21 protein-coding genes are annotated in these 26,559 nt (G+C 69.7%); 8 read left to right on the top strand and 13 right to left on the bottom strand.

The genetic code is table 11. The annotated features are described in order from the left end of the window. Nucleotides 1-153: 153 nt before the first annotated feature. The 8 genes from ruvC to JJB11_RS25570 are packed head-to-tail and all read right to left on the bottom strand — an operon-like array spanning nucleotide 154 to nucleotide 7,456. Complete coding sequence (gene ruvC / locus JJB11_RS25605; RefSeq protein ID WP_201178127.1) at nucleotides 154-702, bottom strand: crossover junction endodeoxyribonuclease RuvC; 549 nt, start codon at nucleotides 700-702, stop codon at nucleotides 154-156. A gap of 9 nt (nucleotides 703-711) precedes the next feature. Beyond that, nucleotides 712-1,710 (bottom strand): phosphatidate cytidylyltransferase, encoded by a 999-nt coding sequence (locus tag JJB11_RS25600; protein WP_201178126.1) that lies wholly within the window; start codon nucleotides 1,708-1,710, stop codon nucleotides 712-714. After that, nucleotides 1,707-2,339, bottom strand: coding sequence for a lysophospholipid acyltransferase family protein (locus JJB11_RS25595; RefSeq protein WP_201178125.1), 633 nt, complete (start codon nucleotides 2,337-2,339; stop codon nucleotides 1,707-1,709). Before JJB11_RS25595 ends, JJB11_RS25600 begins: the two co-directional genes overlap by 4 nt. Beyond that, entirely contained in the window at nucleotides 2,336-3,067 is a 732-nt protein-coding gene (mtgA, locus tag JJB11_RS25590) for a monofunctional biosynthetic peptidoglycan transglycosylase (protein ID WP_201178124.1), read from the bottom strand. Before mtgA ends, JJB11_RS25595 begins: the two co-directional genes overlap by 4 nt. After that, complete coding sequence (gene aroE / locus JJB11_RS25585; RefSeq protein ID WP_201178129.1) at nucleotides 3,064-3,876, bottom strand: shikimate dehydrogenase; 813 nt, start codon at nucleotides 3,874-3,876, stop codon at nucleotides 3,064-3,066. Before aroE ends, mtgA begins: the two co-directional genes overlap by 4 nt. Nucleotides 3,877-3,905: 29 nt before the next feature. Beyond that, a complete protein-coding gene (locus JJB11_RS25580) occupies nucleotides 3,906-4,754 on the bottom strand; it encodes an energy transducer TonB (RefSeq protein ID WP_377372051.1) in 849 nt (282 codons plus the stop codon). A gap of 11 nt (nucleotides 4,755-4,765) precedes the next feature. Beyond that, nucleotides 4,766-6,829, bottom strand: coding sequence for a ribonuclease catalytic domain-containing protein (locus JJB11_RS25575; RefSeq protein WP_201178122.1), 2,064 nt, complete (start codon nucleotides 6,827-6,829; stop codon nucleotides 4,766-4,768). Between the two features lie 42 nt (nucleotides 6,830-6,871). Next, the gene (locus tag JJB11_RS25570) at nucleotides 6,872-7,456 is read right to left on the bottom strand and encodes a YqiA/YcfP family alpha/beta fold hydrolase (protein ID WP_201178121.1); all 585 of its coding nucleotides are present in this window, start codon (nucleotides 7,454-7,456) and stop codon (nucleotides 6,872-6,874) included. Between the two features lie 77 nt (nucleotides 7,457-7,533). On the opposite strand from JJB11_RS25570, the gene JJB11_RS25565 reads away from it, so the two are divergent. Continuing rightward, nucleotides 7,534-9,279 (top strand): hybrid sensor histidine kinase/response regulator, encoded by a 1,746-nt coding sequence (locus JJB11_RS25565; RefSeq protein ID WP_201178119.1) that lies wholly within the window; start codon nucleotides 7,534-7,536, stop codon nucleotides 9,277-9,279. On the opposite strand, the gene JJB11_RS25560 is transcribed toward JJB11_RS25565, so the two are convergent. Then, nucleotides 9,276-9,950 carry a response regulator gene (locus JJB11_RS25560; protein ID WP_201178117.1) on the bottom strand — a complete coding sequence of 225 codons (675 nt, stop codon included), beginning with the start codon at nucleotides 9,948-9,950 and terminating at the stop codon, nucleotides 9,276-9,278. The two genes, JJB11_RS25565 and JJB11_RS25560, sit on opposite strands and share 4 nt — an antisense overlap. A gap of 72 nt (nucleotides 9,951-10,022) precedes the next feature. On the opposite strand from JJB11_RS25560, the gene rodA reads away from it, so the two are divergent. Then, nucleotides 10,023-11,177: a rod shape-determining protein RodA gene (gene rodA / locus JJB11_RS25555; protein WP_201178115.1), complete on the top strand. Its 1,155-nt coding sequence runs from the start codon at nucleotides 10,023-10,025 to the stop codon at nucleotides 11,175-11,177. A 112-nt stretch (nucleotides 11,178-11,289) separates the two neighbouring features. Continuing rightward, nucleotides 11,290-11,910 carry a response regulator gene (locus tag JJB11_RS25550; RefSeq protein WP_201178113.1) on the top strand — a complete coding sequence of 207 codons (621 nt, stop codon included), beginning with the start codon at nucleotides 11,290-11,292 and terminating at the stop codon, nucleotides 11,908-11,910. On the opposite strand, the gene JJB11_RS25545 is transcribed toward JJB11_RS25550, so the two are convergent. The 3 genes from JJB11_RS25545 to JJB11_RS25535 are packed head-to-tail and all read right to left on the bottom strand — an operon-like array spanning nucleotide 11,874 to nucleotide 19,207. Then, nucleotides 11,874-13,523, bottom strand: a complete 1,650-nt coding sequence (locus JJB11_RS25545) for an alkaline phosphatase D family protein (protein WP_201178111.1) — start codon at nucleotides 13,521-13,523, stop codon at nucleotides 11,874-11,876. The genes JJB11_RS25550 and JJB11_RS25545 overlap by 37 nt on opposite strands. Further along, on the bottom strand, nucleotides 13,456-17,454 hold the full coding sequence (locus JJB11_RS25540) for a GMC family oxidoreductase N-terminal domain-containing protein (RefSeq protein WP_201178109.1): 3,999 nt from the start codon (nucleotides 17,452-17,454) through the stop codon (nucleotides 13,456-13,458). The genes JJB11_RS25545 and JJB11_RS25540 overlap by 68 nt, the downstream gene beginning before the upstream one ends. Beyond that, nucleotides 17,429-19,207 carry an ATP-binding response regulator gene (locus JJB11_RS25535; RefSeq protein WP_242529120.1) on the bottom strand — a complete coding sequence of 593 codons (1,779 nt, stop codon included), beginning with the start codon at nucleotides 19,205-19,207 and terminating at the stop codon, nucleotides 17,429-17,431. The genes JJB11_RS25540 and JJB11_RS25535 overlap by 26 nt, the downstream gene beginning before the upstream one ends. Before the next feature lie 174 nt (nucleotides 19,208-19,381). Here JJB11_RS25535 and JJB11_RS25530 point away from each other — a divergent pair, with 174 nt between their 5' ends. The 5 genes from JJB11_RS25530 to JJB11_RS25510 all read left to right on the top strand — a co-directional run bounded on the left by JJB11_RS25530 (nucleotide 19,382) and on the right by JJB11_RS25510 (nucleotide 24,914). After that, the gene (locus tag JJB11_RS25530; protein WP_201178105.1) at nucleotides 19,382-20,254 is read left to right on the top strand and encodes an NAD(P)-dependent oxidoreductase; all 873 of its coding nucleotides are present in this window, start codon (nucleotides 19,382-19,384) and stop codon (nucleotides 20,252-20,254) included. A gap of 66 nt (nucleotides 20,255-20,320) precedes the next feature. Continuing rightward, nucleotides 20,321-21,781: a metalloprotease TldD gene (tldD, locus tag JJB11_RS25525; protein ID WP_201178103.1), complete on the top strand. Its 1,461-nt coding sequence runs from the start codon at nucleotides 20,321-20,323 to the stop codon at nucleotides 21,779-21,781. Between the two features lie 120 nt (nucleotides 21,782-21,901). Continuing rightward, nucleotides 21,902-22,453 (top strand): hypothetical protein, encoded by a 552-nt coding sequence (locus tag JJB11_RS25520; protein ID WP_201178101.1) that lies wholly within the window; start codon nucleotides 21,902-21,904, stop codon nucleotides 22,451-22,453. 232 nt (nucleotides 22,454-22,685) lie between these two features. Beyond that, on the top strand, nucleotides 22,686-23,810 hold the full coding sequence (locus JJB11_RS25515; RefSeq protein ID WP_201178099.1) for a 3-deoxy-7-phosphoheptulonate synthase: 1,125 nt from the start codon (nucleotides 22,686-22,688) through the stop codon (nucleotides 23,808-23,810). Nucleotides 23,811-23,894: 84 nt separating this feature from the next. Then, nucleotides 23,895-24,914, top strand: a complete 1,020-nt coding sequence (locus tag JJB11_RS25510) for a hypothetical protein (protein WP_201178097.1) — start codon at nucleotides 23,895-23,897, stop codon at nucleotides 24,912-24,914. 33 nt (nucleotides 24,915-24,947) lie between these two features. Here the strand turns inward: JJB11_RS25510 and mpl are convergent, their stop codons facing one another. Further along, nucleotides 24,948-26,333: a UDP-N-acetylmuramate:L-alanyl-gamma-D-glutamyl-meso-diaminopimelate ligase gene (gene mpl / locus JJB11_RS25505; protein WP_201178095.1), complete on the bottom strand. Its 1,386-nt coding sequence runs from the start codon at nucleotides 26,331-26,333 to the stop codon at nucleotides 24,948-24,950. Nucleotides 26,334-26,559: the final 226 nt, after the last annotated feature.

Below are 26,559 nucleotides of genomic sequence, written 5' to 3'. Positions count from 1 at the left end.
TTCCAGAGTTCTCGCCTTTCCTGAAATGTCAGGCGTGCCCTGCGTCTCGCCATCCCGGTCTCTCCAACATCTTGGGTGAACAATGATGTTGCCTTGACCGGTTGAACTCACCGTCCTCTGCGTTCGGTTGTCCGCTTTCCTGCCAGTCCCCGACTAGACCACCCGCCCGGTCTTGTACGAGCCCGTGTTGCGGCGGGCGAGGTTGCCGGCTTGCTGGATCCGGGCGGTGGCGATCGCTGCGTGGGCGTGCGTGATCGCGAGGCCGAGGGCGTCGGCGGCGTCCTTGCCGGGGAGGCCGGGCAGTTGCAGCAGGCGCTTCACCATCTGCTGGATCTCCGCTTTCGCTGCGCGCCCCGTGCCGGCGACGGCCTGCTTCATCTGCATGGGGGTGTATTCCGCCACGGGCAGGTTGCACGAGACCAGCGCGGTGAGGCAGGCGCCGCGCGCCTGTCCAAGCAGCAGCGTGGATTGCGGATTGACGTTGACGAACACGATCTCGATCGCCGCGGCATCGGGCGTGTAGCGCGCGCGCAGTTCCGCGATGCCGTCGAACAGCACCTTCAGCCGCGCGGGCAGGTCGCCACGCGCAAGGTGGGTCGTCGTGATCGTGCCGCTGGCGACGTACTGCAGCGTGTGCGCCTCCGCGTCCACCACGCCGAAGCCGGTGGTCTGCAGGCCGGGGTCGATGCCGAGGATGCGCATCGGGCGATCTTAAGCGGCGGCGCCGAAGTACCAGCGCACGGAGTGGAAGAAGATGGGCGCCGCGAAGCACAGGGCGTCGACGCGATCGAGCAGCCCGTTCGCGCCGGTGACGGAGCGCCCCCGCAGTCCCCATGCAGTGACGCCGCGATCGCGCTTGAGCGCCTTCATGACGAGGTGCCCGAGCGATCCGGCCACGCTCGCGATGAACGCGGTCGCCAGCGCCTGCCCGGGCTTGAACGGCGTGATGAAGGACAGCAGCCCGCCCAGCACGCTGCCGGCCAGCACGCCCCAGCCCCAGCCGCGCCAGTGGAAGCTGCTGCTGATGCCCGGAAGGCTGGGCGGACGGCTCAGGCGCCGCGTGACGAGGTGCTGCACCAGCATGCACGTCTGCACCACCATCACGAGGAAGAACACCAGGAAGGCCTGCTTGCCCTCGTAGTGCCGGTTGGGGAACTGCAGCAGCAGCAGGGCCGGCACATGGCTCATGCCATAGACGCAGACCATGATGCCCCACTGCAGCTTGGCGTTGCGTTCCAGGAAGCGATGGGGGTCGCCCGAGAGTGCGCTGGCCACCGGGAGCGCCAGGAACACATAGACCGGGATGAACACGGTGAACAGGTCGAAGTGGCGCGTGGCCACCAGCCAGAACTGGATCGGCAGCACGACGAAGAAGGCCAGCACCAGGCTGCGGTGGTCGCCGCGGCGCGTCGGCGAGAGCGTGATGAACTCGCGCAGCGCGAAGAAGGCGATGGCCGCGAACAGGAAGGTCGCCAGGTTCTCACCGCTCGCCCAGGCCAGCCAGAACAGGACGACCATGCCCCAGGACGTGGTGAGCAGCTGCTGGAAGTCCTGCAGCTGCGCCACGTGCGCGTCGTCCGTCGGGGCCCGCTGCTCGCGCAGGTTCGCGAACAGCAGCGCGATGGTGGCCAGCGCCAGCAGGCCGAACACGGTCACGAACAGCATACCCACCTGCTGCGAAGGGCTCAGGCTGCGCAGGAAGTCGTTCATGCGTCCCTCAGCGCGATCACGGCCGCGCGGGCGCGGTCCAGGAAGGCGCGCCGTTCTTCTCCCGGCTGCACGCGGATCGGCGCACCGAACGTGACCGAGCACAGGATAGGGACGGGCACCACTTCGCCCTTGGGCATCACGCGCTGGATGTTGTCGATCCAGGCCGGCACCAGCACGACGTCCGGGAATTTCGTGGCCAGGCTGAACAGGCCCGACTTGAAGGGCTGCACCACGTCGCCGTCGCCGCGCGTGCCCTCGGGAAACAGGATGATGGAATCGCCGCGCTCCAGCGCCGCTTCCAGCGGCTCCAGCGGATCGCTGTCTTCCTTGCGCTCGCGGTCCACGTAGACCGCGTTGAAGACCGCCGTGGTGATCCACTGCCGCAGCGGGCTCTTGGTCCAGTAATCGCGCGCGGCCACCGGCCGCGTGATCGCGCGCAGCTCCTGCGGCAAGGCGGCCCAGATCATCACCAGGTCCGCGTGGCTCTGGTGGTTGGCGAAGTAGATGCGCTGTTCGGCCAGGGGCGGGCAGCCGTACCAGCGCGCCTGCGCACCGGTGAGCACGCGAACGAGTTGCAGCAGGAACCAGCCCAGTGCCTTGGCCGCCCAGGGCGAGAGCGCCGTCTTCAAGGCAGTTCGGCGTCGCGCATGCGCGCGACGATGGTGGCGGACCGCGCCGCGAGATACCGGGAGCCCGGCATCTTCTCGAAGCGCTTGGGCTGCGGCAGCATCACCGCGAGCCGCGCCGCCTCGTAGGGCGTGAGGCGGCTGGCGGGCTTGCGGTAGTAGTGCTGCGCCGCCGCCTCCGCGCCGAACACGCCTTCGCCCCATTCCACGTTGTTCAAGTACAGCTCGAGAATGCGCTGCTTTCCGAGCGTGTGTTCCAGCAGCATGGTCAGCACGAACTCCTGGCCCTTGCGCAGCAGGCTGCGCTCGCCGGAGAGCAGCAGGTTCTTCGCGAGCTGCTGCGTGATGGTCGAGCCGCCGACGATCTTCATGGGCTTCGCGCGCGCGGGGGCCAGCATTCCGCGCTTGGCAGCGAGCTCCTCCGCCTTGGCGTTGCGCTCCCAGGCTTTCTCCAGCGCGTCCCAGTCCACGCCGTCATGCTCGGCGAAGCTCGCATCCTCGGAGGCGATCACCGCGCGCTTCAGGTGGTCCGAGATCTGCGCGTAGGGCACCCAGCGCTGCGACCAGCGCATCCGGTCGCGCTCCCTCAGGATGCGCCACGCCTCCGAGCGCTGGAAGGTGGTGGACGGGGGATCGACGATGGCCAGCGCAGCGATCCAGCCCACGAAGAACAACTGCAGGCCGACGAGGGCGAGCAAGACCAGCGCGATCCAGCGCCAGGCGGCTTTCACCGCTGCAACTCCTGCCGCAGTTCCGCCAGCACCTGCGCCGAGGGCGGCCGCACGCCGCGCCAGACCAGGAAGGCTTCGGCCGCCTGCTCCACCAGCATGCCCAGGCCGTCGCGCCCGACCGCGCCGTGCTCGCCCGCCCACTGCAGGAAGCCCGCGGCGGCCGGTCCGTACATCATGTCGTAGGCGAGCGCGCCGGGCTTCAGCACGCGCGGGTCCACCGGCACCGCGGCGCCGGCGATGCTGCTGGCCGTGGCGTTGGCGACCACGTCGTAGCTGCCGGTCACGGCATCCAGTGCGACGGCCTGCAGATCCACGCCTTCGGCCTGCGCCAGCGCGGCATGGCGCTGCACCAGCGCCTGCGCCTTCGCCAACGTGCGGTTGGCGACGACCACGCGCCGCGGCTTGGCCTGCAGCAGCGGCCCGAGCACGCCGGCGGCGGCGCCCCCGGCCCCGAGCAGCAGGACATCCAGCCCGGCGAGCCGCACGCCCGCATTGCGCTCCACGTCGGCGACGAAGCCGATGCCGTCCGTGTTGTCGCCGTGGATGCGGCCGCCCTCGAAGCGCAGGATGTTGCAGGCTTGCGCCAGGGTCGCGCGCTCGCTGCAACTGTCCACCAGCGAGGCCGCCTCGAACTTGAAAGGCAGGGTGATGTTGCAGCCCTTGCCGCCTTCCGCGATGAAGGCCCGCACGGCCGGCACGAATTCATCCATGCCGATCAGGCGCTTGCCGTACTCCACCGGTTCGCCGGTGAGTTGCGCGAAACGTGCGTGGATCCACGGCGACTTGCTGTGGTCCACGGGATTGCCCATGACGCAGTAACGATCCACGGCGAGAAGCTTCAGCGGTTGGTGATACGGGTTTCCAGCGTGTCGTCCGGTCGGAACCGGAAACGCCAGGCAATCGCGATCTGGTCGGCGCCGCGGCGCATGGCCGGCGTGAAGTGGCCGAACGGCCCGGCCGAGCGCGCGATGCTCGCCGCGCGGCGGTCGAGCGTCTGGTTGCCGGAGCCCTGCACGACTTCGGTCTCGAGGACGCGGCCGTCGTTGTTGATGCTCACGATCATGGTCAGCTCGCCATACAGCTTGCGCCCGGCGAGCTCGGGGAAATGCGTGGTGCCGCGCTCCTCGATCCGGTGCTGCACCGTGTTGTAGTAGACCGCGTACACCTCCTCGCGCGTCGAGGGGCCGATGTAGCGCTTGCGGGGCCGGGCATTTTCCTCGTTGATGCGCCGCTCGATCTCCGCGAGGAGCTTGACCAGCTGCCGGCGCTTCTCCTCGCGCGCGGCGGCCTCGGGATCGGTGCGCGCCAGCTTCGGGTCCGAGGGCGGCATGGCGGCGAGCGTGCGCTTGAGCTGCGCGAGCATCAGCATCTGCTGCTCCTGCATCTCCTCGATCTTCTTCTGCTCGTCCTCCGCGGCGTCACCGACGCTGGTGAGCGCGGACGGGGGCAGGGGCGAGGTGGCGCGGCCCGTCTCGGCCTCGCCGCCGCCGGCGAGCGTGCGTTGCGCGATGGCTTGCGCGCGCTCGGGCTTCTCGTTGCTGTGCGCGTTGACGAGGATCACCTCCAGCGGCGTCTCGGAAAACACGCGGTTGAAGCCCTCGGGGTCCACGATGCGGACGAAGAGGACCGCTGCATGCGCAAGGATGGAGACGCCCAGCGCGATCTGCAGGGTGCTCAACGACTTCAGGTTCACGATTCTCAATGATCGGCCGCTGCCGGTGCCGCACCAGCCTCCTCTTCCGGAGTGTCCGTGACATCCACTGCAATCGCAATCGGGCCGGCGACGGTTTCCTCTTCGGTGTCGTCCTCCGCCGACACCGCGGGCTGCGCCGCGGTGTCCAGGCGCTCGACGACCGTGCCATTCACGTCCAGCGTGATCAGGTCGATGGCGCCGAGCCGCACGCGCACGCGCGCGCCGCGCGGCAGGTCGCCCGTGCCCAGCACCGGCAGCACCAGGGGCAGGGCGTCGGCGCGCGCCAGGCCTTCCTTGAACACCGTGGCTTCCAGTTCCGTCAGTCCTTGCTGCTGCACGTACTTCAGCGTCCAGTAGCGCTCCATCGTCGCCTGCTGTCCGTTGTAGGCGGCGTAGGCGCCGTCGAAGGCGGAGATGATCGAGAACAGCTCCGCGTCCTTGGGCTTGAAGGGCGCCGCGAGGGCCGCGGTGCGCCCGTGCCGTGCCGCCGCGATGATCTGCCACTGGTTCACCAGGTCGGTGTAGCGGCGCAGGGGCGAAGTGCTCCAGGCATAGCTCTTCACGCCGATGCCGGCGTGCGGCAGCGCCTTGGTGCCCATGCGCACCTTCACGCCGGGCGCCAGGCTCGCCTGGCTGCGGTAGATGCCGGGCACGCCCAGCTCGGAGAGCCACTGGCCCCAGGTGCTGTTGGCGAGGATCATCGCTTCCGCGACGATCAGGTCCAGCGGGGCGCCGCGCCGGCGCACCGTGATCTCCACGGTCTCGTCGCCTTCCGGGCCGTCCTCGCTCGCGCCGGGCACGCGGAAGTTGTAGTCCGGTCGGTTGAAGTTCTCGGGCTTGCCGCGCACCACCTCGCGCTGCGCCTTGAGCTGCTTCGCCAGCCGGAACAGGAACGAGAGCTCCGCGCGGAAGCGCCGCGCCGGCTCCGGCACGTCGGGCGCCTGCAGGGAGGCGTCTTCCAGCCAGGCTTCGGGCAGGTGCGCGTCGAGCTGGTCATGGCGCAGGTTGACCGCGATGGGCACGCGCTCCAGCCGGGTCTCGCTCGCCTTGACTTCCAGCGAGGCCTCGTCGAACTGCACGTACAGGGACACGGCCGGACAGTCGCGGCCTTCCAGCAGCGTGTACGCCTGCACGACGTCGTCGGGCAGCATCGTGATCTTGTGTCCCGGCATGTAGACCGTGGACAGGCGCTGGCGAGCGACCTGGTCCAGCGGCGCGCCCGGTTGCACGGCGAGGCCGGGCGCCGCGATGTGCACGCCCACCGTCACGGTGCCGCTGCCCAGCCCCTGCACCGAGAGCGCGTCGTCGATCTCGGTGGTGCTCGAGTCGTCGACGGAGAAGGCCTGCACGCTCGCCAGGGGGAGTTCGTCCTTCACCGGGGGCGCGGCTACCGGCGGGAATCCCGTGCCCTTGGGGAAGTATTCCAGGAGGAATCGCTTCCAGTGGAACTGGTAGGGCGAGCTGATGGCGCCCGACTTCTGCAGCAGCGCCAGCGGCGCGGTCTGCGAACTGCGCGAGGCCTCGACCACGGCCTTGTACTCGGGCGCGTTCTTGTCCGGCTTGAACAGGATGCGATAGAGCTGCTCGCGGATCGCCGGCGGGCAACTGCCGGCGACGAGTTCGGCCGCCCAGGCACTGATCTGCGCCTGCACCTGCTTCTTCCTTTCGATCCCGGCCAGCGCCTGCTGCAGGATTTCCGCGGGGGCCTTGCGGAAGCGCCCCTTGCCCGCGCGGCGGAAGTAGTGGGGCGCCTCGAACAGGCGCAGCAGCGCGCCCGCCTGCTCGGCGACGCCGGCCTGGGCGCTGAAATAGTCGCGCGCGAGGTCCGCGAACCCGAATTCCTCCTCGGGCGCGAACTCCCAGGCGAGATCGAGGTCGATGCTCGCCGCCAGCGCCTGCGCCTGGCGCAGCAACTCCTGCGGCTGCGGCTTCTCGAACCGCAGGAGCACGTTGGCGGCCTTCACCTTGACCCGCTTGCCGCTGTCCAGCTCCACCTGGGCGGAGCTGTCCGTCTCGGACAGGACGCGGCCGGCCAGGAATTTCCCGGCCTCATCGAACAGAACGAACATGCCCCGATTGTCCCACGGGGGTGTAACGCGCCCGTCGGGGGTTCAGGCGAGGTCCAGGAAGGCGAGCACTTCCCCGATGTGGTCGTCGAAATCGGAGAGCGCATGGTCCCCGCCTTCCAGCAGCTTGATGCGTGAACCCGGGTAGCGGCCGACCATCTCGCGCCAGTCGAGGACCTCGTCCCCCTTGGCCACCACCGCAAAGATCCGCTCCGGATGCGCCAGCGGTCCGCACTGCAGGGCGCGCAGTTCGTCCATGAATTCCGGCTTCACCTCGAAGCGCTGGTCGGGGTCGTGCCACGAGGTCTGCACGCCGACGTAGGCGTGCAGGTCGCGCGCCGGGTCCACGGCGGGATTCAGCAGGACCGCACGGCAGCCGGTCTGTTCCGCGATCCAGGTCGCGTAGAAGCCGCCGAGCGAGGAGCCGACCACCGCCATGCTTTCGCGCGGCCAGTGCCGCACGGTGTCCCAGGCCATGGCCATGGCTTCCCGCGGGGAGGGCGGCAGCTGCGGGCACCACCAGGTCACCGCCGGGTGCCGGGTGCGCACGGCGGCGGCCATCCTCTGCGCCTTGAAGGAAAGCGGTGAAGACCGGAAGCCGTGGAGGTACAAGAGGTGGGTCGTGGGCATCTACCGGATGGTAGAGGCCGATGGTTACGATTTGCAGAACCATCGGGCTTAAGCCAAACTCCCAAGTGGAGAAGAAGTTGGCACGACAAGAGAACACAGGGAAGGTGCCCGACGGCGCGGCCGCCGAGCTGGTCCGCAGAAGTGTTGCCACGATCCTCGCCCAGACCCGGTTCGGGCGCTGGACCGTGCTCGCAATGGGCGCAGCCCTGGGCATCCTGTTCGTCCCCGCCGTCGGCTGGCCGCCGTACCTCGCGTGGTACGCCGTGCTGGCGGGCGCGATGGTCTTCCGCCAGCGCTACTTCAACCGGCTGCTGGCGGCGCAGGGGGTCAGCGCGGAGACCTTGCGCCGGGTCGCCCTGGTGGCCGCAGCCACGGGCTGGCTGGTCACTCTCTCCATTCCGCTGTTCGGCGCCTTCCTGGCGCCCGGCGATCTCGGCGTCCTGACGGTGCTGTCGATGGGCTGGGTGATCACCGCCGTCGCGGTGCTGGGCGTCGAACCACCCGTCTACACCTTCTATCTCGGGGCCTCGTTCCTCACGATCCTGTGTGGCTGGGCCTTCCACGCCAGCGGGCGGGACGTGCTGCTGCTCGCCATCGGCATGGTGCTGGGCGGCCCGATGCTGGTGCGCCTGGCGCGCATGATGCAGCGGCAGTTGAGCGATGCAGTGCGCGCGGGACAGGAGAACGCCTTGCTGGTCGGGCAGTTGCGCGAGGCGCTGGCCAGCCAGCAGGAAGCGCAGCGCGCGCGTTCGCGCTTCCTGGGCGCGGCCAGCCACGACCTGCGCCAGCCGGTGCAGGCGCTGCTGTTCCTCTCGGACATCTTCCGCCGCTCCACCGACCCCGCCCGGCGCGACGCCATGGCGCAGCAGATCGTGCGGACGGGCGAATCCATCGACGGCATGTTCCGCCACCTGGTGGACTTCGCCCAGATCGACGCCGGCATGATGAAGGCAGTGGTGCAACCCGTGCAGCTCGACCAGCTGGTCGCCGCCGCCGTGTCCGGCTTCGCCGAGAAGTGCGCCGCGCGCGGCCTGCGCTTCCGCATGCAGTCGACCGGGCCCTGCACCGTCGCGGCCGACCCCGTGCTGCTCGAGCGCATGCTGCGCAACTTCCTGGACAACGCGTACAAGTATTCGCTGCGCGGCGAGATCCAGCTGCGGGTCCACCTCGAGGACGGCATGGCCGTCGTCTGCGTGAGCGACGAGGGCGTGGGCATGGAGCCGGAGGACCTCGCGCAGGCCTGCAACGCGTTCTTCCGTGGCCGCTCCGCCAGCGTCGCCGAGGCGGAAGGCATCGGGCTCGGCCTGGCCATCTCGCGCCACATGGCCGACCTGATGCAGACGCCCCTGAAGATCGAATCGCAGCCGCAGGCCGGCACCAAGGTGACGTTCCGCCTCCCGGTGCTGCCGCGAGAGCAGGTGCGAGTGCAGGGCGCCGATCCGGACCGCGCCGAGGGCCTGCTGCGCGGCCGGCTGGTCGCCGTGGTGGAGAACGACCGGCTGGCGCGCGAAGCACTGTGCGCGTGGCTGCTGGAAGCCGGCGCGCGCGTGGCGCAAGGCAGTTCCTGCAGCCAGCTGATGGAGGTGCTCGAGTCCGCCGGCACGGCGCCCGACCTGGTGCTGGCCGACTATGGGCTGAGCGAGGGCACGGGGGTGGACGCCGTGGCGGCGGTGCGGGCGCGCTATGGGCCGGTGCCGGCCTGGATCGTTTCCGGCGACGCCGATCTCGCGGAGCGCGGGCTGCCCTTGCCGGTGCTGCAGAAGCCGATCACGCCGGAGCGGCTGTTGTCCGCCCTGCGCACCGCCTTCGTGACAGTCCCCTAGCTCGCCGGGTCGGAAGCGGAGGCCTGCAAGTCCTGCAGGCTCAGGCCCGCGCGCGCCAGCGCGTAGACCGCCTCCGTGCGGTTGGAGACCACCAGCGCTTCCAGGATGTGGGCGACGTGCGACTTGACCGTCGTGTCGGACAGTCCCAGGTCGCGCGCGATCACCTTGTTCGGCTTGCCTTGCACGATCCCCAGCAGCACCTGCCGCTGCCGCTCCGTCAAACGGGCCCCGAGCCGTCCCCATGCGTCCTGCTGCGCGCGCGTGACCGGTGCGGCGACGCTGAGGCTGGTGGGCGGCAGGTACACGCCGCCGGCGAGCACCCGCGCCAGCGCGGCGTTGAAGTGGTCGGCGGGTGCCGACTTGGGCAGGAAGCCGAAGGCGCCCAGGTCGATGCATTCGCGCACGACGGCCGGGTCCTCGGTGCCGGAGAGCACCAGCACCGGGACCTCGGGGCGGCGGGTGCGCACGGCGCGCACGGAATCCACGCCCTGGTAACCGGGCATCTGCAGGTCCAGGATCATCAGGTCGGCGACCAGGCCCTCGTCCAGCCGCTGGAACGCGACAGCGAGCGAGGAACATTCCACGACCTCGACCGCCATGCCGCTGTTCTGCAGGGTGAAGGCCACGCCGCTGCGGTACAACGGGTGGTCGTCGACGACGAGGATCTTCATGGCTCGGCCGATGGTAGCAGTCGGCCTAGGGCCCACCACGGCCATTGGGAGGAGGCAGGAGGATAATTCCGCATGGCCGCCGTCTTTGAAAAACCGTCGATCCGCCGACGCATGGTCCCCATGCTGCAGGGCTTCGACGGCCCCCTCGCCTTCGCCGTGTTCCTGCTCGCCTGCGCCGGCCTGCTCACCATGTACAGCTCCGGCTGGGACCATGGCGCCCGGTTCTACGACCACGCCCGCAACATGCTGCTGGCCGGCGCCATCATGTTCGTCATCGCGCAGGTGCCGCCCCAGCGGCTCATGAGCTTCGCCGTGCCGCTGTACGTGCTGGGCGTTTCGCTGCTCGTTGCCGTGGCCGTCTTCGGCATCACCAAGAAAGGGGCGAAACGCTGGCTGAATGTCGGCGTGGTGATCCAGCCCAGCGAGATCCTGAAGATCGCGATGCCGCTGATGCTGGCGTGGTGGTTCCAGAAGCGGGAGGGCCAGTTGCGGCCGCTGGACTTCATGGTCGCGGGCGTGCTGCTCGCGATTCCCGTGGGGCTGATCATGAAGCAGCCCGACCTCGGCACCGCGCTGCTGGTGCTCGCGGCCGGCATGGCGGTCATCTTCTTCGCCGGCCTGTCCTGGAAGCTGATCATCCCGCCGCTGGTGCTCGGACTCGTGGCCGTCGGCCTCATCGTCGGCTTCGAGGGCACGCTGTGCGCGGACGGCTTCCGCTGGCCCATATTGCACGACTACCAGCAGCAGCGCATCTGCACGCTGCTCGACCCGACCAAGGATCCGCTGGGCAAGGGCTTCCACATCATCCAGGGGATGATCGCCATCGGCTCCGGCGGCATCTTCGGCAAGGGCTTCATGCAGGGCACGCAGACCCACCTGGACTTCATTCCGGAGCGCACCACCGACTTCGTGTTCGCCTCCTACTCCGAGGAGTTCGGCCTGCTCGGCAACCTGTTCCTGATCGTGAGCTTCCTGTTCCTGGTGCTGCGCGGCCTCGCGATCGCCCTGGAGGCGCCCACCCTGTTCTCGCGCCTGCTCGCGGGCGCGGTGACGATGATCTTCTTCACCTACGCCTTCGTGAACATGGGCATGGTGAGCGGCATCCTGCCAGTGGTGGGCGTGCCGCTGCCCTTCATCAGCTACGGCGGCACGGCGATGGTGACGCTCGGGATGGGGCTGGGCATCCTGATGGCGATCGCCAAGGCCAGGCGGCTGGTGCAGACCTGAGGCGTTTCTGCCGGGCGGGGGATGCGTGCACGGCCCGGCAGCGGCATGATGGCGCGGTTGCCTGGCCTGGATCGGCTCCCGCCATCCTGCAGTACGGCGAAAGGAGGCCTTCATGCGAGTTCTGGTGTGCGACGACCATTCGCTGTTCCGCGAGGGACTGCGGCTGCTGCTGGAAAAGCTGGATGCCAGCATGCAGGTGACGCTTACTGCCTCGGCGGAAGAGGCGGTGGAGGCCACGCGGAGCGGCATGTTCGACCTGATCCTCATGGACTGGCACATGGACGGGCTCGCCGGCGCCCGCGCCCTCGAGGCGTTGCATGAATCGGCGCCGCTCACGCGCGTCGTGGTGCTCTCGGGTGACCGCAACGCCGAACTGGTGCGCAGCGCGATCGACCTCGGCGCCGCCGGCTTCATCCCCAAGGATTCCCCGCCCGCGCAACTGATGATCGCGGTGAAGACCATCGCGGACGGTGGCGTCTACCTTCCCACCGGCGGCCTCGCTCCGATCCAGACGCGCGACGTGCGCGACGCCTTCCCCACGCTGACCGAGCGGCAGGCCGACGTGCTGCGCGCGGCGCTGCGCGGCAACTCCAACAAGCTGATCGCCCGGCAACTGGGCATCAGCGACGGCACGGTGAAGACGCACCTGCGCGCCATCTACCAGGAGCTGGGCACGCGCAACCGCACCGAGGCCGTCTACATGGCCGCGGAGCAGGGCGTGCGCATTTCCTGAGGGCCGGCCGGCCCCAAGGCGTTGATGCGGAAACCCACGTCCACGCGCCACTCGCCCTGCGTGCGCCTGGCCTGGAGCAAGCCGAAGCCGGTGCGGTCGTCGCCCGTCACCCGGGCCGACACGCAGCACAGGTAATTGGACGGCTTGCCGTCCGGGTCCTGCCAGCGGAAGCGGAAGCGGTCTTCCAGCATCAGGTTCCACATCGTCTCGTTGGCGAATGGATAGGGCGCGTACAGCGCGGGCGCGTGGTGCGAGCCGAAGGACGCCCAGGCGCCGCTGTCTTCGTTGCGGACCGTGATCTCGGCGCTGCAGCCCAGGTGCGCATCGCCGGCGAGGAAGACCAGGTTGCGGATGCCGTGGTCGCAGACGAAGGCGAGCATGCGGTGGAAGGACGCCGGATAGCCCTGCCAGTTGTCCAGGCGCAGCGGCTCGTCCGCATCGATGCGCACGCGGGGCAGCAGCATGGCCGCGGTCGTGACGATCTTCAGGTCGCTGGCCGGCTCGCGGGTGAGCCACGCTTCCAGCGCGCGCGTCTGCGGCTCGCCCAGCAGGCTCGCGGAATGCAGCGTGGTCTCGCTGCGGAATTCACGCGAGGAGCGTGAGTCGGCCATGAACACCCGCCATCCCGCTGCCGTGGCGGGGTTGGCGGGAAGCTGCATCCACACGGGCTGTCGCGGGCTCTCCTCGCAGCGCTGGTAGTACCAGTAGGCTTCCAGCCCCCGGCGGTATCGCTCACCAGTGGCGCGTGCAGACCAGGGCTCCCAGTTGTCGAGGATCTCGTGGTCGTCGAGCATGCGACGCAGCAGGGGCCGGAAGCGCGTGGAGAGCCGGCTCATGGGCCCGTCGGCACCAGCGAGCTCCTCGTAGGGCAGCCGGTAGCGATCGTCCAGGCGCGCCGGATCGAGCAGTCCGTAAGTTGCGTCGGTGTAGACCTGGTCGCCCACCAGCAGGATCGCCTGCGGCAGCCGCTTGGCACCGGACAGCCAGGCATCGAGCATCTCGAAGGACCGGTTTGCATCGAGGCGGTCCATCATGCCGGCCGGATACTGGCAACTGACGAAGACGAAGCTCACCTCGTCCTGCTCCGCCTGCGTGGACGCGGGCGTCGATGCAGATGCAGTCGCTTGCGGTGCGCTCACCGGCCCGTCGATGAACTTGCGCGCCAGCTCCGGCCCGTGCAGGTCGGAGAGCAGGTCCAGCACCTGGTCGACCTCCCCGACGCCGGCGCATCCGGTCGGCGCTTCGTGGTCCATGAACTTCAGGTCGCCGATGTCGAGCTCGCGCGCCACCGCCACGCCGAAGGTGGCACCGGGCCGGTCCGCGGGATGGTCGTAGCGCAGCAGGCATGCGTACGACTGGGTTTCTTCGTCCCCGGCCTCGAAGCCGAGCGCCGTCCACCGATCGACGTCGACTGGGGTCAGCCGGATGACGCGCGCCCGGTCCCGGATCGCCACGCGCCATTCGCCTTCGGCCGTCGCAGCGACAGGCACGAGCGTGCCCAGCGCGGGGCCGAGCGCGCGGTCCGCGCTCACCACCCAGCTGCCGTCATCCCTGGCGTTCAGGTCCCCGATCTGCCACAGGGACTCGGGGGCGCGGCCGGAAGTGCGGGTCATGGGGATCTCCGAGGAAGGTGGACACGTGCCTGAACACGTCGCGCTGCGCCTGCCGGCCGATCAGGCAGTCCTGGTGGCCGTAGCCGGGAATGGGCCGCACGTCCAGTGGCACGCCGGCCCGCGCCATCGCGGCGGCGAACACGTCCAGGGTGGCCACGTCGACCAGCCCGTTCTCCGTGCCGTGGATGCTCAGCGTGCCCTTGCCGGGCCAGCGCGCGCGCAGCGTCGCAGCCTGGGTGTCGATGGCGCGGCCAGAAGCATCGGTCACCGTGTTGAAGCGCGCGAAGTGGATCGCCTGCGCCACGGTGTCGAGGTTGAGCGGGCCGAACAAGTCCTGGATGGCGGCGAGCGTGCGTTCGTCCAGGTTCGCGAGCTTGAAGTCGCACGCGTAGAGGGCGTCCATGCGATGGCGGAAGCCCGCCCAGGGCGCGCGTTTCCACGGCGGCAGGAACGGGTTCTCGCGCCGGAAGTCGTCGTCCGGATACGGCATCGTCGAGAGGAAGCGATCGAGCAGGCCGCCGGCGATGCCCTGCTGCTGCGTGGGCACGGTGAAGCGGTAGTCCTGCGGCAGCAGCACGTGCCGCAGCAGCCGCATGAAGTAGGCGCGCAGCACATTGTCGTCGCTGTAGACCAGCAGCGGTGCCTTCTGGGACAGCACGACCCCGCCCAGGCTGTCGCGCAAGGCGGCGAGTTCGCGAGGTCGCCGCGGCGGGCGCGCGCCGCCGTCGGCTGCGTCGTGGTCGTAGGAGGACAGCTCGTTGGGGTCCGCCAGCAGCGCCATGCTCAGCATCACCGCGCCGATGCAATGCGCAAACACGTCGACCTCCGGCGCCTGGGTGACCCTGCGGATGTGCGCGAAGGCGAGCGGAAGGTCGGCCAGCGCGGCGTCCTCGAAATGCCAGGGCAGGACGGCGGAGGGCATGCCGGCGCTGGTGCGCAGGTCCAGCACCCACACGTCGTGCCCGCGCTCCAGCAGGTGCAGCGCCAGGGGCTTGGGGATCGCGTCGTGCGTGAAGGTGGTGCCGCTGGCGCTGTAGCCGTGGATCAGCGCGATGGGGCGGCCGTCGCCGCGGTAGCGCGTGAGCCGCATGCGCACCGGCACGCCGCGGCGCGGCGGCTCCAGTTCGATCTCGCTGATCTCCGGCGCCGGCAGCCGGGTGCGTTTCGGCGAGGGCAACAGGTTCGCCGTGCGCACCGGAGCCGGGTCGGGCGCGCGGAAGGACCACAGGTGGATGCTCACCGGCATGCGCAGCCAGGCCGCACCCCAGGAGGCGAGTTCGGCCAGGGCGGTGATCTGGTTCTGCTGGCGCGTGATGCGCAGCAGGGGGTAGCCTTGCCGCGCGAGAAAGCGGCAATCGAGATGCAGCACACCCGGTCCGAGCGTGCGCGGGAACTGGGTGAGGTGCATCTCCCGCAACTGCCGCCACGGGTTGCTGCACAAACCGTAGGTCAGGCGCTTTTCTCCCGCGATCACGTCGCCGCTCCGCAGCAGGCCCGCGTTGCCCTTCTCCAGCGCCCCGACGGTGATGCGGTAGTCGAACAGGCGCGCTTCGGCCGCCCGCGCGCCCGAGGCCCAGAACTGGCCCGCTGCGACCGTCTGCGGCTGCGTGTGCGCGACGTAGCTGTCCCACAGCTCGCGGCTGCCGCGGTTGCGCAACCAGTGCCACAGCGCCTGCACCGTCGCCACCGCGTCGCTGGGCCGCTGCCGCAGCATGTCGAGTTCGCCGCTGACTGACGCAACGAGCTCCGCGCGATCTTCGCGCGTCTGCTCCGACCACGTGATCAGCTGCCGCTGTGTCTCCGGGCGACCGTCGTACACGCGCAGCCGCGATGCGCCGGGATCGACCTGCAGGCGCGGGCGGCGCGCGGACATCAGGTCCTGCACGATGGCCGGCTCGTAGGCGAGCGTGAGCTCCAGCAGCTTGTCGCCGGCGCGCCCGATCAGGCGCTCGGTGAGCTGCACTTCGGTCGGCTGCGGCACGCCCGGCGTGCAGTGCTCGGGTGCGCGGAACACCGGCCGCGGCGCGAGCGCCTTCAGCGGCGCACTTGCAGGCTCGAACCCCCACTGCGCGGCCAGCAGGCGCGCGGCGCGCCGGGCGACCGTCGCGATCATCAGCGCCGGATTGGCGCCGAGCGAGGCAGGGATGATGGAGCCATCGAGCACGGCGAGCCCGTGGTGCACGCGCGTTGCGCCCTGCGCGTCGCCCGCGGCCAGCGCCTGTTCGCAGGCGGCGCGATCGAACACGCGTCCCTGGTCGTCCACCACGCCCTGCTGGAAGGTCTCGCCCATGGGGCAGCCGCCCAGCGGATGCACGGTCAGCACCGGTCCGCGTTCCCCTTGCACCAGGAAATCCATCGAGTCGGGCAGCAGCCGCCAGGCGGGATTGGGCAGGAACGGCGCGTCCTCGCCACGCGACTTCTGCGCCAGCGTGCGCGCGATGTCGAAGGCGCGATCCAGCATGAACGAACTGCGCACGCCGGGCCACCGGATGCGCACGCGGCCTTCGCGATGGCGGCTGTCGTCCATGCGCGCCGGCTCGGACAACTGCAGCTGGCCGCAGCTTTCGTCGTGGCCGATCAGTCCGAGCAGCAGCGTGTTCTCCATCGCGCCCGGATTCGCCTGGAACGAGTCGCAGCCGTCGCCGCGCGCTTCCGCCCGTTCGGGCGGCTTGCCCAGGTCCTGGAACAGGCGCGCCGTGGTGACGGTCTCGTCGAACAGGCGTTTGAGCGCCGCGGGCACGGCGAACTCCTGCACCAGCATGCCGTCGAGGTCCACCATGGCGGTGATCGTGGGACCCACCTGGCGGTCGCGCAGCGGCACCGATTCCTCGCTGGTCGTGTGCACGGGATCGGGCCCGTCGTGCAGCGCCACCAGGTTGTCGCCGTTGCACGAGAACTGCTCGCCCAGCTGCTGCGACAGCGTCAGGCGGAACGACTGCGAGCGCAGCAGGATTTCCGTGCTGCCCAGCGTGCCCGCCGCGAGGATGACGTGCCGCGCCTGCAGCCAGCAGGGCTCGTGCCGATGGCGCAGCGATTCGTCCGTGTACACGGTCTTTACCAGCCAGCCGGCATCGTTGTCCGGCTGGCCGTGGTCGACCCCGGGCCGCCGCAGTTCGAGCACGCTGCCGCCGGTGTAGATTTCCGCGCCGCGGCGCCATGCCTCGCGCAGCAAGGTGGTGTCGAGCGACTTCTTGGCGCCGACGTTGCAGCCGGTCATGCAGTCGCCGCACAAGGTGCAGGGCGGCACGTCCGGGTCCCCGGCGTCGGCCTGCATCTGCACGGTGATGTCGGCGAGCCGGAAGTCCAGGCCCTTGCCCTGCGCGTTCACGCCCGCGCCGCGCGCCAGCTTCTCCAGCGCGCGGGTCTTGGCCAGGCCGCCTTGCGGCAGGTCCGTGCGGCGCGCCAGGCCGTCGGTGGCCCCGAGCCGCGCCTTGACCTCGTCGAAGTCGCTGTCGCGCAAGTCGCGCCGCAAGGCGGCGGGCAGGCGGTCGCAATCGTCCAGGCGCGGGGCGATCATCACGCCCGCGTTGATCAGCGAGGTGCCGCCCAGCCCATTGCCCACGAGCGCGCAGACGTCCGGACCCAGCCGCACGTCGAGCAGTGCGTCGAGCGGCCCCACCGTCTGGTCCTGCTCGCCGCGATGCACGCGCATGTGCGGTGGCAGCTCCTGCAGGCTCGAGGCGAACATCCCCGGTGCGTACTCGCGTCCGCGTTCGAGCACGCAGACGCGGGCGGCGCGCAGCGTGCCGTCGTCCCCGCGGACCTGCAGGCCCGCCAGTTCGGCCGCCGCCATCGCGCCGCCGTAGCCGCTGCCGACGATCAGCACGTCGATCGCCGGCGAGCCCTCAGTCTGGGTGCGCAGTGCGCGGTAGTCGCGCGACAGCCAGCGCAGGCTGGTGCCTGGCTCAGGGCCGGGCGGAGTGCTGCTCATGGCGCGGCCCCTTCTGGTGGAGGATGCGCCCGAGTTCCGCCTGCAGGGTGGGCAGGCTGACAGGCTTGTGCAGCAGCTTGATGCCCGCCCGGTTCGCCTCCTGCAGGCGGTCCGGCGCCGTGTCACCGCTGATCAGGAGCGCGGGCGTCGCGCCGACGGCCTCCACCACGGCGGCGATCGCTGCGATGCCGTTCTCGCCATTGCGCAGGCGCATGTCGGCGAGGATCACGTTTGGCGGAGCCGCGATCGCGGCGTGCGTGGCCTCCGCGATCGACCAGGCCTCCACGCAACGGCAACCCAGCTCCTCCAGCAGCACGCGCATGCCCATGCGCACCGAGCGCTCGTCGTCGATCACCAGCACCGTCAGGCCGGCGAAGCTCTCCGTGCTGGCGGGCTGCGCTTGCGCGGGTGCGAGCAGGCCGATCGTTTCCAGCGGCACCTTCAGCGTCATCGTCGTGCCCTGGCCCGCGACGGAGTGCAGCTCCAGCGTGATGCCCAGCAGATTGCACAGGCGGCGCACGATCGACAGGCCCAGGCCCAGGCCCTTGGTGCGGTCGCGCTCGGAGTTGTCGACCTGGTAGAACTCCTCGAACACCATGGCCTGTTCGGCCTCCGGGATGCCGCGTCCCGTGTCCTCCACCACGATGTGCGCCATGCCGTCGACCGTGCGCAGCCGCAGCGCGATCTGCCCGCGCGGCGTGAACTTGATGGCGTTCTCGGTGAGGTTGCGCAGCACGCGCAGGACCAGGGCGGGATCGGTCCAACAGCGCACACCCGTGGGCGCGTCGAGCACCGCGCGCAGCCCGCGCTCCTCGATGGCGGCGCGCATCTCCGCGTGATGCATGCGCAGCATGTCGCCGAGGTCGACGACCTTCTTGTCCGGCTCGACGATGCCGGCGTCCAGCTTGGAGATGTCCAGCAACTGGTCGAGCTGCTCCGACAGCGCCACGGTGACCTGGCTGAGGAGGTCGACGACCTCGCGGTCGCGTCCTTCTATGGGCCGCAGCGACAAGGCCGCGACGAGCAGGCCGATCGTGTGCAGCGGCTGCCTCAGGTCATGGCTGGCAGCGGCGAGGAAACGCGTCTTGGCCTGGTTGGCCTGCGTGGCCTGGGCGAGGGCCTCGCGCAGTTGCGCGGCCATCTCGCGGTCCTGGAAGCGGATCTGCACCGACTCGCTGAAATTGCGCCACGCGTTGTTCGCGACACCCACCAGCAGCCACAGGTACATCGCGGCGAGGACGGCCAGCGACAGCTCGGTCCATCCCGTGGCGGCGCCACCTCCATTGAGCAGCCACCAGAGCGGCAGCGTGCCCGCCGCCGGGAGGATGTAGGCAAGGTAGATGCGGCGATGTCCGGCAGTCGTGCCGACCGCGCCCGTGCACAGGCCCAGGATCAGCAGGGTGACGAAGGAGCGCTCGGTGTCCAGCAGCCAGGGAAAGGCCGCGAGCATCAGGCCGTGCACGACGCCGTTGGCGAAACTGAGGATCACCGCAGTGCGCACCCGCTCGGACGTGGGCAGGTCCGAGCGTGCCGGCAGGCGGGGCAGGATGTGCCGCCGGAGCAGCAGCACGGCGATCGCCAGCGCGAGCCACAGCGCCGGAATCCAGAAGGGCATGCGCTGGGCCGCCATGAGCGCCACCACCACCAGCAGGCAGCCCACGGCCACCGGCACGCGCCGGCTCTGTTCGGCCACCAGTTCCAGCAGGCGCTGGTGGACTTCCTCGCGGGGCGCCCTGGCCCCTGCGGTCTGCATCACGTGGTCCCTCCTCGCGTGCACCGATCCATTGGCGTCGGCAGGATGGAGCCTGCACGCACGCGGGGCATCTGCTCAATGGGGGATCCCCCGGTGCGCCGGTCGCGCCGCCCATAATCGCTGCCGGTGGATGGTGGACCCGCAGGTCCGGCGCCGCAAGAGGCCAGGAGCAGGATGGACAAGTCGATCGGCATCGTGGGCGTGGGCAACATGGGGGCCGGCATGGCCGCGCGCCTGCTCGCGTGCGGGTGGCCCGTGCGGGCCTGCGACCTGGTCACGGCGAAGGTCGATGCGCTGGTGGCGCAGGGCGCCACCGCGTCCACGACCCCGGCCGATGCGGCGCGCGGCGCCGACGCGCTGATCGTGTGCGTGGTGGACGCCGCGCAGGCGCAGGACGTCCTGTTCGGCGAGCGCGGCGCAGTGGGCGCCTTGCGCCACGGCGCTGCGGTGCTGCTGTGTTCGACCATCGCGCCGCAGGAGGTCGAGGCGCTCGCGGCGGCGCTCGTCCTGCAGCGGCTGGCGCCCATCGATGCGCCGATGTCGGGCGGCCCGGCGCGCGCGCGCGACGGCACCATGAGCCTCATGGTCGCCTGCGAGGATGACGTCTTCGTCGCGCAGCGGCCGCTGCTGGATGCGCTCAGCCAGAGAGTCTTCCGCGTCGGCACGCGCTGCGGCGACGGCGCCCGCACGAAGCTGGTGAACAACCTGCTGGCCGCGATCAACCTCGCCGGCGCGGCGGAGGCGCTTGCGCTGGCGGAACGGCTGGGCCTGGATGGCGCGCGCACGCTGGACGTCATCGAACAATCGAGCGGGCAGAGCTGGATAGGCTCCGACCGCATGCGGCGCGCGCTCGCCGGCGACTTCGTCGCGCGCGCGCACGTGAGCCTGCTGCACAAGGACACCCGGCTCGCCCTGGCGGCCGCCGCCTCGGCCGGATTTCCCGCCCAGCTGGGGCAGCTCGCGCACGAGGTGTTCGCGCAGGCAGCGGCAGCGGGGCAGGCCGACCTGGACGACGGGGTGCTGCTGGAGCTGATGCGCAAGAGCTGAGCGGCACGCGTCGGTGGGCTTGACCGCAGCGCCAGCAAGGCCGGATGCGCCGCCTACAATGGGTCGATGATCTCCCGCGAACCCACGATCGAACGCCTGGCCACGGCCAGATCCCTGCTGCTGGAGCCCTTCGGCCTGGACGAGAGCCACCTCTCGCGCGCACTGGCCGAGATCCGGGCGCACCGCGTGGACGATGCCGACCTCTACTTCCAGTACACGCGCAGCGAAGGCTGGAGCCTGGAAGAGGGCATCGTCAAGACGGGCAGCTTCAGCATCGACCAGGGCGTCGGCGTGCGCGCGGTGAGTGGAGAGAAGACGGCTTTCGCCTATTCCGACGACATCTCCGAGGCCTCGCTGCTGGACGCGGCGCGTACTGTGCGCACGATCGCTTCGGCGGCGAAGAACGCGCGGATCAAGGTGCCGGCGGCGCAGATCGCGGGCAGCCGCTCGCTCTATAACGGCGTCGACCCCATTGCCTCGCTGGACAGCACGGCCAAGGTGAAGCTGCTGGAGCACGTGGAGCAGATGGCGCGCGCCAAGGACGCGCGGGTCGTGCAGGTGATGGCCGGGCTGGCCAGCGAATACGACGTCGTGCTGGTCGCGCGTGCGGACGGCACGATGGCGGCGGATGTGCGGCCGCTGGTGCGGCTGTCGGTCACCGTCATCGCCGAGCAGAACGGCCGGCGCGAGATGGGCTCCGGCGGCGGCGGCGGCCGCTTCGGGCTGGCCTATTTCGACGAGCCCCACCTGCAGCAGTACGTGGACGACGCGGTGAACTCGGCGCTGACCAACCTGGAAGCGCGCCCGGCTCCCGCGGGCGAGATGACCGTCGTGCTCGGCCCGGGCTGGCCCGGCATCCTGCTGCACGAGGCCGTGGGGCACGGGCTGGAGGGCGACTTCAACCGCAAGGGCTCCAGCGCCTTCTCCGGCCGCATCGGCCAGCGCGTGGCGGCCAAGGGCGTGACGGTGCTCGACGACGGCACGATCGCCGACCGGCGCGGCTCGCTGAACGTGGACGACGAAGGCAATCCGAGCCAGCGCAACGTGCTGATCGAGGACGGCATCCTGCGCGGCTACATCCAGGACTCGTTGAACGCGCGCCTCATGGGCGTGGCGCCCACCGGCAACGGCCGGCGCGAGAGCTATGCGCACATCCCCATGCCGCGCATGACCAACACCTACATGCTGGGCGGCGACAAGTCCGCCGAGGAGATCCTCGCGAGCATCGACAAGGGCCTGTACGCGACGAACTTCGGCGGCGGCCAGGTGGACATCACCTCGGGCAAGTTCGTCTTCTCGGCGAGCGAAGCCTACTGGGTGGAAAAGGGCAAGATCCTCTACCCGGTCAAGGGCGCGACCATCGTGGGCAACGGCCCCGATGCGCTCACGCGCGTGAGCATGATCGGCAACGACATGAAGCTGGACACTGGCGTCGGCACCTGCGGCAAGGAAGGCCAGAGCGTGCCGGTGGGCGTGGGGCAGCCGACGCTGCGCATCGACGGCCTCACCGTCGGCGGCACCGCCTGAGTTCGTCTGCTTCCGGTCAGGCCGCCAACCGCCTGACCCCCGATAGCGGCCGCCTGGAGCGGCCGCTTCTTTTTTGGCACGGACCGATGGATACTCCGTTTCCCTAAGCCATAACGCTCCATGCACACGGTCCCCTCCACGTTGCCGCCGCCGCATGCGTTGCCCAGCCTGCCGTTCGGCGAGCTGAGCAATTTCCTGCGCAGCGCGCTCGCGGACGAGGACAGCCGCATCCTGTCGGAAGGCATGCAGCAGCTGGCGCTGCAAGCGGAAGGCGTCGCGGCCGGCCTGCGCGTGAGCCGGCACCCGGAAGCCGCTGCCCCGCTGCTGATGGACATGCTCACCGTGCTGCGGGACCACCGCACGCTGGTCGTGAACCTGGACCTGCGCTGGCGCGGTCTCTACGAATATGCCGGCTACCTGCAGGCGCTGAACAACTTCCGCGTGCTGATCGGGCAGTGGCTGCTGGACGCGGACCCGTGGGGCGGGGAGTTGCGCGTGACGCCGGACGAGTTCGCGCTGCTCGCCTGGCGCACGCTGGGCGAAGGCATGTTGATGATCGACATGTACGAGCAATGGCTGGAGCGCGACGAATGCCCCGGCACCTCCGACTTCGGCGCGCCCACCGAGCCGCAGAAGGAACGCGCGCAGCAGTGGTGGAAGCTGCGGCGCTGAACCAACGCGGCCTCGCGCCGCCGCGAGCCTCGCCAGGGACCTGTGCTACATTGGCCGCCATGCGTTCCGTTCGCGCCTTCTTTTTTGGCTACTTCTGGTTCTCCTGCGCCCCCGGCGGAAGAGAGATCTGAGCGTACCCGCGAAAGACGCAAAGAACCTCGAAGAACCGCCGGCAACCCCGGCGGTTTTTTCTTGGCCCCGCGAAAACCCATCGAGCAAGAGAAAGCCGTCCATGAATGCCAAAGCCGCCACCGCCAACGATGCCTGGCATGCGCATCCCGTCGACCGAACCAGCCAGACCGACGACCAGCGCATCAAGGACATCACCGTGCTGCCTCCTCCCGAGCACCTGATCCGCTTCTTCCCGATCCGCGGCACGCCGGTCGAAGCGCTGATCACGCAGACCCGGCATGCGATCCACGAGATCATGGCCGGCCGCAACGACCGCCTGCTGGTCGTCATCGGCCCGTGCTCGATCCACGATCCGGCGGCGGCGCTGGACTATGCGCGCCGGCTGAAGGAGGTGCGCGCGCAGTACCGTGACTCGCTCGAAGTGGTGATGCGCGTGTATTTCGAGAAGCCGCGCACGACGGTGGGCTGGAAGGGCCTGATCAACGATCCCTACCTCGACGAGAGCTATCGCATCGACGAGGGCCTGCGCATCGCGCGCCAGTTGCTCATCGAGATCAACCGCATCGGCCTGCCGGCAGGCAGCGAGTTCCTCGACGTGATCTCGCCGCAGTACATCGGCGACCTGATCGCGTGGGGCGCGATCGGCGCGCGCACGACCGAGAGCCAGGTGCATCGCGAACTGGCCTCGGGCCTGTCGGCGCCGATCGGCTTCAAGAACGGCACCGACGGCAACATCAAGATCGCCACCGATGCGATCCAGGCCGCGGCGCGCGGGCACCACTTCCTGTCCGTGCACAAGAACGGCCAGGTCGCGATCGTGCAGACCAACGGGAACCGCGACTGCCACGTCATCCTGCGTGGCGGCAAGGCGCCGAACTACGACGCCGCCAGCGTGCAGGCCGCGTGCCGGGATCTCGAGGCGGCGAAGTTGCCGCCGTCGCTGATGATCGACTGCAGCCACGCGAACAGCAGCAAGCAGCACGAAAAGCAGATCGACGTCGCGCGCGACATCGCCGGCCAGATCGCCGGCGGCTCGCGCAGCATCTTCGGCGTGATGGTGGAGAGCCACCTCACCGGAGGTGCGCAGAAGTTCACGCCCGGGAAGGACGATCCGCAGGCGCTGGAGTACGGCAAGAGCATCACCGATGCGTGCATCGGCTGGAAGGAATCGATGGAAGTGCTCGAAGTGTTGTCGCGCGCCGTGCGGGATCGCCGTAACCGTTGAGTATTACCGGCGGCTTCGTTTACATTCAGTAACGTCGCTGGTATCTTGGATTTCGAGCCGGCGCGGGAGGCCGGGGAGAAAACCATGAACATCGAGATCCCCGTGCTCCGCCTGGGTCTGGCGGGGTATACGGAAGCACAAACAAAGCAGGCGGCGGACGCGGCAGCGGCCGCCGGGAGCGCGCGAGCCACGTGGGAACTCGGCTCCTTCGCGGAAGCGGACGCGTGGTGGCTGGAGGGCAATCGCACGATGCTGATGCCCAACCAGCACCTGCGCGTGCAGCCTGCGGTGCCGCGCGGCCGGTCGGTGCAGATTGCGCTGGCCGACGTGGACCGGCCCGTCGCCTTCTCCTTGCCCATCACCGCGCCCGGCTTCGAGCCCGCTGTGACGTTCGATCTCGGCGACAGCGCCGCGGCCGTGGGGGTGCTCCATCAGTTCGCCGGCTGGATGCAGACGATGCTCTCGCAATTCGCGTTGGCGTCGAGCATCGTGGACAACCAGCCCAGCCTGATCTCGGGCTCGTGGGAAGTTCTGCGCGACACCGCTCTTCTCGCGGTGGTCGACCTGAAGCTCGGCGCCGGCGTGATGCCCGGTGTGTCGGCCAAGGAATTCCGGGAAGCCAGCTGGTGCGTCCGCGAACACGGCGCCGTAACCATCCCGCACAACTACTCGCGTGCGAGCGTGTCCCAGGTGATGTGGCAGTACGCGCAGCGCACGCAGCGCGACCTGCTGCCGCCGCACTATCGCAGCCACCCGCTCTATTTCCGGCGCCCCCCGCGGCTTGCGCACCAGCAGCTGAAGGACGCGCACCTGCTGGTGATGCGTGAGCTGATGGCGCACCCCGGAATGACCTTTCTCGGATTGCAGCAGGCGACCGGACTGGCCGAGGCGCCGCTGGCGCGCGTGCTCTCGGCCTTGTACGTGGTGGGCTCGATCACGTCCAACCGCAAGCGCGCGGTGCCTTCGGGTGAGCGCAGGGCGGACGGGGACTCGGTCGCGAACGAGAGCAGCATGTCGTTCCCGGTGATGGACTCGACGCCGCGCCTGAGCAGGCTGCCCACCGCCGACATGACGGCGCCGCTCACGTTGACGCCGGACCGCTGAGGGACGCGTCGCAGCGGACGCGCTCCGACGCGATCAGGCCGGGCCGCCGAGCGCCTCCAGCAGCTTGGCGTGGACGCCGCCGAAGCCGCCGTTGCTCATGCACAGCACGTGATCGCCGGGTCGTGCAGCGGCCTTCACCTGGTCCACCAGTTCCGGAATGGTCTGCGCGACGCGCGCCTTGTCGCCCATCGGACGCAAGGCATCGGCCGGATCCCAGCCCAGTCCGCCCGCATGGCAGAAGGACAGGTCGGCCTGCTCCAGGCTCCACGGCAACTGCGCCTTCATGGTCCCGAGCTTCATCGTGTTGCTACGTGGTTCGAACACCGCGAGGATGCGCGCGGCGCCTACCTGCCGGCGCAGTCCGTCGATGGTCGTGCGGATCGCAGTCGGGTGGTGGGCGAAGTCGTCGTACACCGTCACTCCGCCGGCGACGCCGCGCACTTCCATGCGGCGCTTCACGTTGCGGAACTCGCGCAGGGCCGCCGCCGCAGTGGCGGGCGTGACGCCGACGTGCTGGGCTGCGGCGATCGCTGCCAGCGCGTTCAGCTGGTTGTGCACGCCGGACACGTCCCAGTGCACTTGCGCGACGCGATGGCCTTGTTCCAGCACCTCGAATCGATTCGGTTCGCCTTCGGCGCGGAAGTCGCTGACCGCCGCGCCGAAGCTGCGCACCTCGCTCCAGCAGCCCTGGTGCAGCACGCGCGCGAGGCTTTCCTCCAGGCCGTTGACGACGATGCGCCCGGTCGCCGGGATCGTCCGCACGAGGTGATGGAACTGCCGCTCGATGGCCGCGAGGTCATCGAAGATGTCCGCGTGGTCGAACTCCAGGTTGTTCAGGATGGCCGTGCGCGGCCGGTAATGGATGAACTTGCTGCGCTTGTCGAAGAAGGCCGTGTCGTACTCGTCCGCCTCGATCACGAAGGGCGTGAAGGGGCGCGCCATGTTGCCCAGGCGGGCGGACACGCCGAAGTTGAGCGGCACCCCTCCCACCAGGAAGCCGGGCTGCAGTCCCGCGTGTTCGAGGATCCAGGCCAGCATGGAGGTGGTGGTGGTCTTGCCATGCGTGCCGGCGACGGCCAGCACGTGCCGGCCTTGCAGCACGTGCTCGGCCAGCCACTGCGGGCCGCTGGTGTAGCGCAGGCCCTGGTCCAGGATCGCTTCCATCAGCGGGTAGCGCGGCGTGCCATCGGGCAGGCGGGCACGCGAGACGACGTTGCCCACCACCCAGATGTCGGGCTTCAGCGCAAGCTGCTCGGTCCCGAAGCCTTCGATCAGGTCGATGCCGAGCGCCCGCAACTGGTCGCTCATGGGCGGATAGACGCCGGCGTCGCAACCGGTCACCCGATGCCCCGCCTCGCGGGCGAGCGCGGCCAGTCCCCCCATGAAGGTGCCGCAGATGCCGAGGATATGGATGTGCATGGGCGGCGATTATCGGGGTGCCGCCGGGCTCAGCCGTGGCGGTGTGCAAGTCCTCCCGCAGCCGCAGCGGGCCGCGTTGGAATTTCACGCTCCCGGAAGGCGGACAACCGGACGCAGAGGACGGTGAGTTCAACCGGTCAAGGCAACATCATTGTTCACCCAAGATGTTGGAGAGACCGGGATGGCGAGACGCAGGGCACGCCTGACATTTCAGGAAAGGCGAGAA

The sequence above is a fragment of the Ramlibacter ginsenosidimutans genome, from assembly GCF_016654015.1.
GTDB lineage: Bacteria > Pseudomonadota > Gammaproteobacteria > Burkholderiales > Burkholderiaceae_C > Ramlibacter > Ramlibacter ginsenosidimutans.
Note: the sequence above shows the minus strand (reverse complement) of the source record. Positions and strands in the feature narration are given on the sequence as shown.

Excerpts from the sequence above, each read along its gene's own strand:
- JJB11_RS25515 (WP_201178099.1), top strand. The coding sequence starts at position 22,686 with ATGAATGCCAAAGCCGCCACCGCCAACGATGCCTGGCATGCGCATCCC.
- JJB11_RS25550 (WP_201178113.1), top strand. The coding sequence starts at position 11,290 with ATGCGAGTTCTGGTGTGCGACGACCATTCGCTGTTCCGCGAGGGACTG.
- JJB11_RS25535 (WP_242529120.1), bottom strand. The coding sequence starts at position 19,207 with ATGCAGACCGCAGGGGCCAGGGCGCCCCGCGAGGAAGTCCACCAGCGC.
- JJB11_RS25560 (WP_201178117.1), bottom strand. The coding sequence starts at position 9,950 with ATGAAGATCCTCGTCGTCGACGACCACCCGTTGTACCGCAGCGGCGTG.
- JJB11_RS25545 (WP_201178111.1), bottom strand. The coding sequence starts at position 13,523 with ATGACCCGCACTTCCGGCCGCGCCCCCGAGTCCCTGTGGCAGATCGGG.
- rodA (WP_201178115.1), top strand. The coding sequence starts at position 10,023 with ATGGCCGCCGTCTTTGAAAAACCGTCGATCCGCCGACGCATGGTCCCC.
- JJB11_RS25510 (WP_201178097.1), top strand. The coding sequence starts at position 23,895 with ATGAACATCGAGATCCCCGTGCTCCGCCTGGGTCTGGCGGGGTATACG.
- JJB11_RS25540 (WP_201178109.1), bottom strand. The coding sequence starts at position 17,454 with ATGAGCAGCACTCCGCCCGGCCCTGAGCCAGGCACCAGCCTGCGCTGG.
- aroE (WP_201178129.1), bottom strand. The coding sequence starts at position 3,876 with ATGGGCAATCCCGTGGACCACAGCAAGTCGCCGTGGATCCACGCACGT.
- ruvC (WP_201178127.1), bottom strand. The coding sequence starts at position 702 with ATGCGCATCCTCGGCATCGACCCCGGCCTGCAGACCACCGGCTTCGGC.
- JJB11_RS25520 (WP_201178101.1), top strand. The coding sequence starts at position 21,902 with ATGCACACGGTCCCCTCCACGTTGCCGCCGCCGCATGCGTTGCCCAGC.
- JJB11_RS25570 (WP_201178121.1), bottom strand. The coding sequence starts at position 7,456 with ATGCCCACGACCCACCTCTTGTACCTCCACGGCTTCCGGTCTTCACCG.
- JJB11_RS25600 (WP_201178126.1), bottom strand. The coding sequence starts at position 1,710 with ATGAACGACTTCCTGCGCAGCCTGAGCCCTTCGCAGCAGGTGGGTATG.
- JJB11_RS25575 (WP_201178122.1), bottom strand. The coding sequence starts at position 6,829 with ATGTTCGTTCTGTTCGATGAGGCCGGGAAATTCCTGGCCGGCCGCGTC.
- mpl (WP_201178095.1), bottom strand. The coding sequence starts at position 26,333 with ATGCACATCCATATCCTCGGCATCTGCGGCACCTTCATGGGGGGACTG.
- JJB11_RS25530 (WP_201178105.1), top strand. The coding sequence starts at position 19,382 with ATGGACAAGTCGATCGGCATCGTGGGCGTGGGCAACATGGGGGCCGGC.
- tldD (WP_201178103.1), top strand. The coding sequence starts at position 20,321 with ATGATCTCCCGCGAACCCACGATCGAACGCCTGGCCACGGCCAGATCC.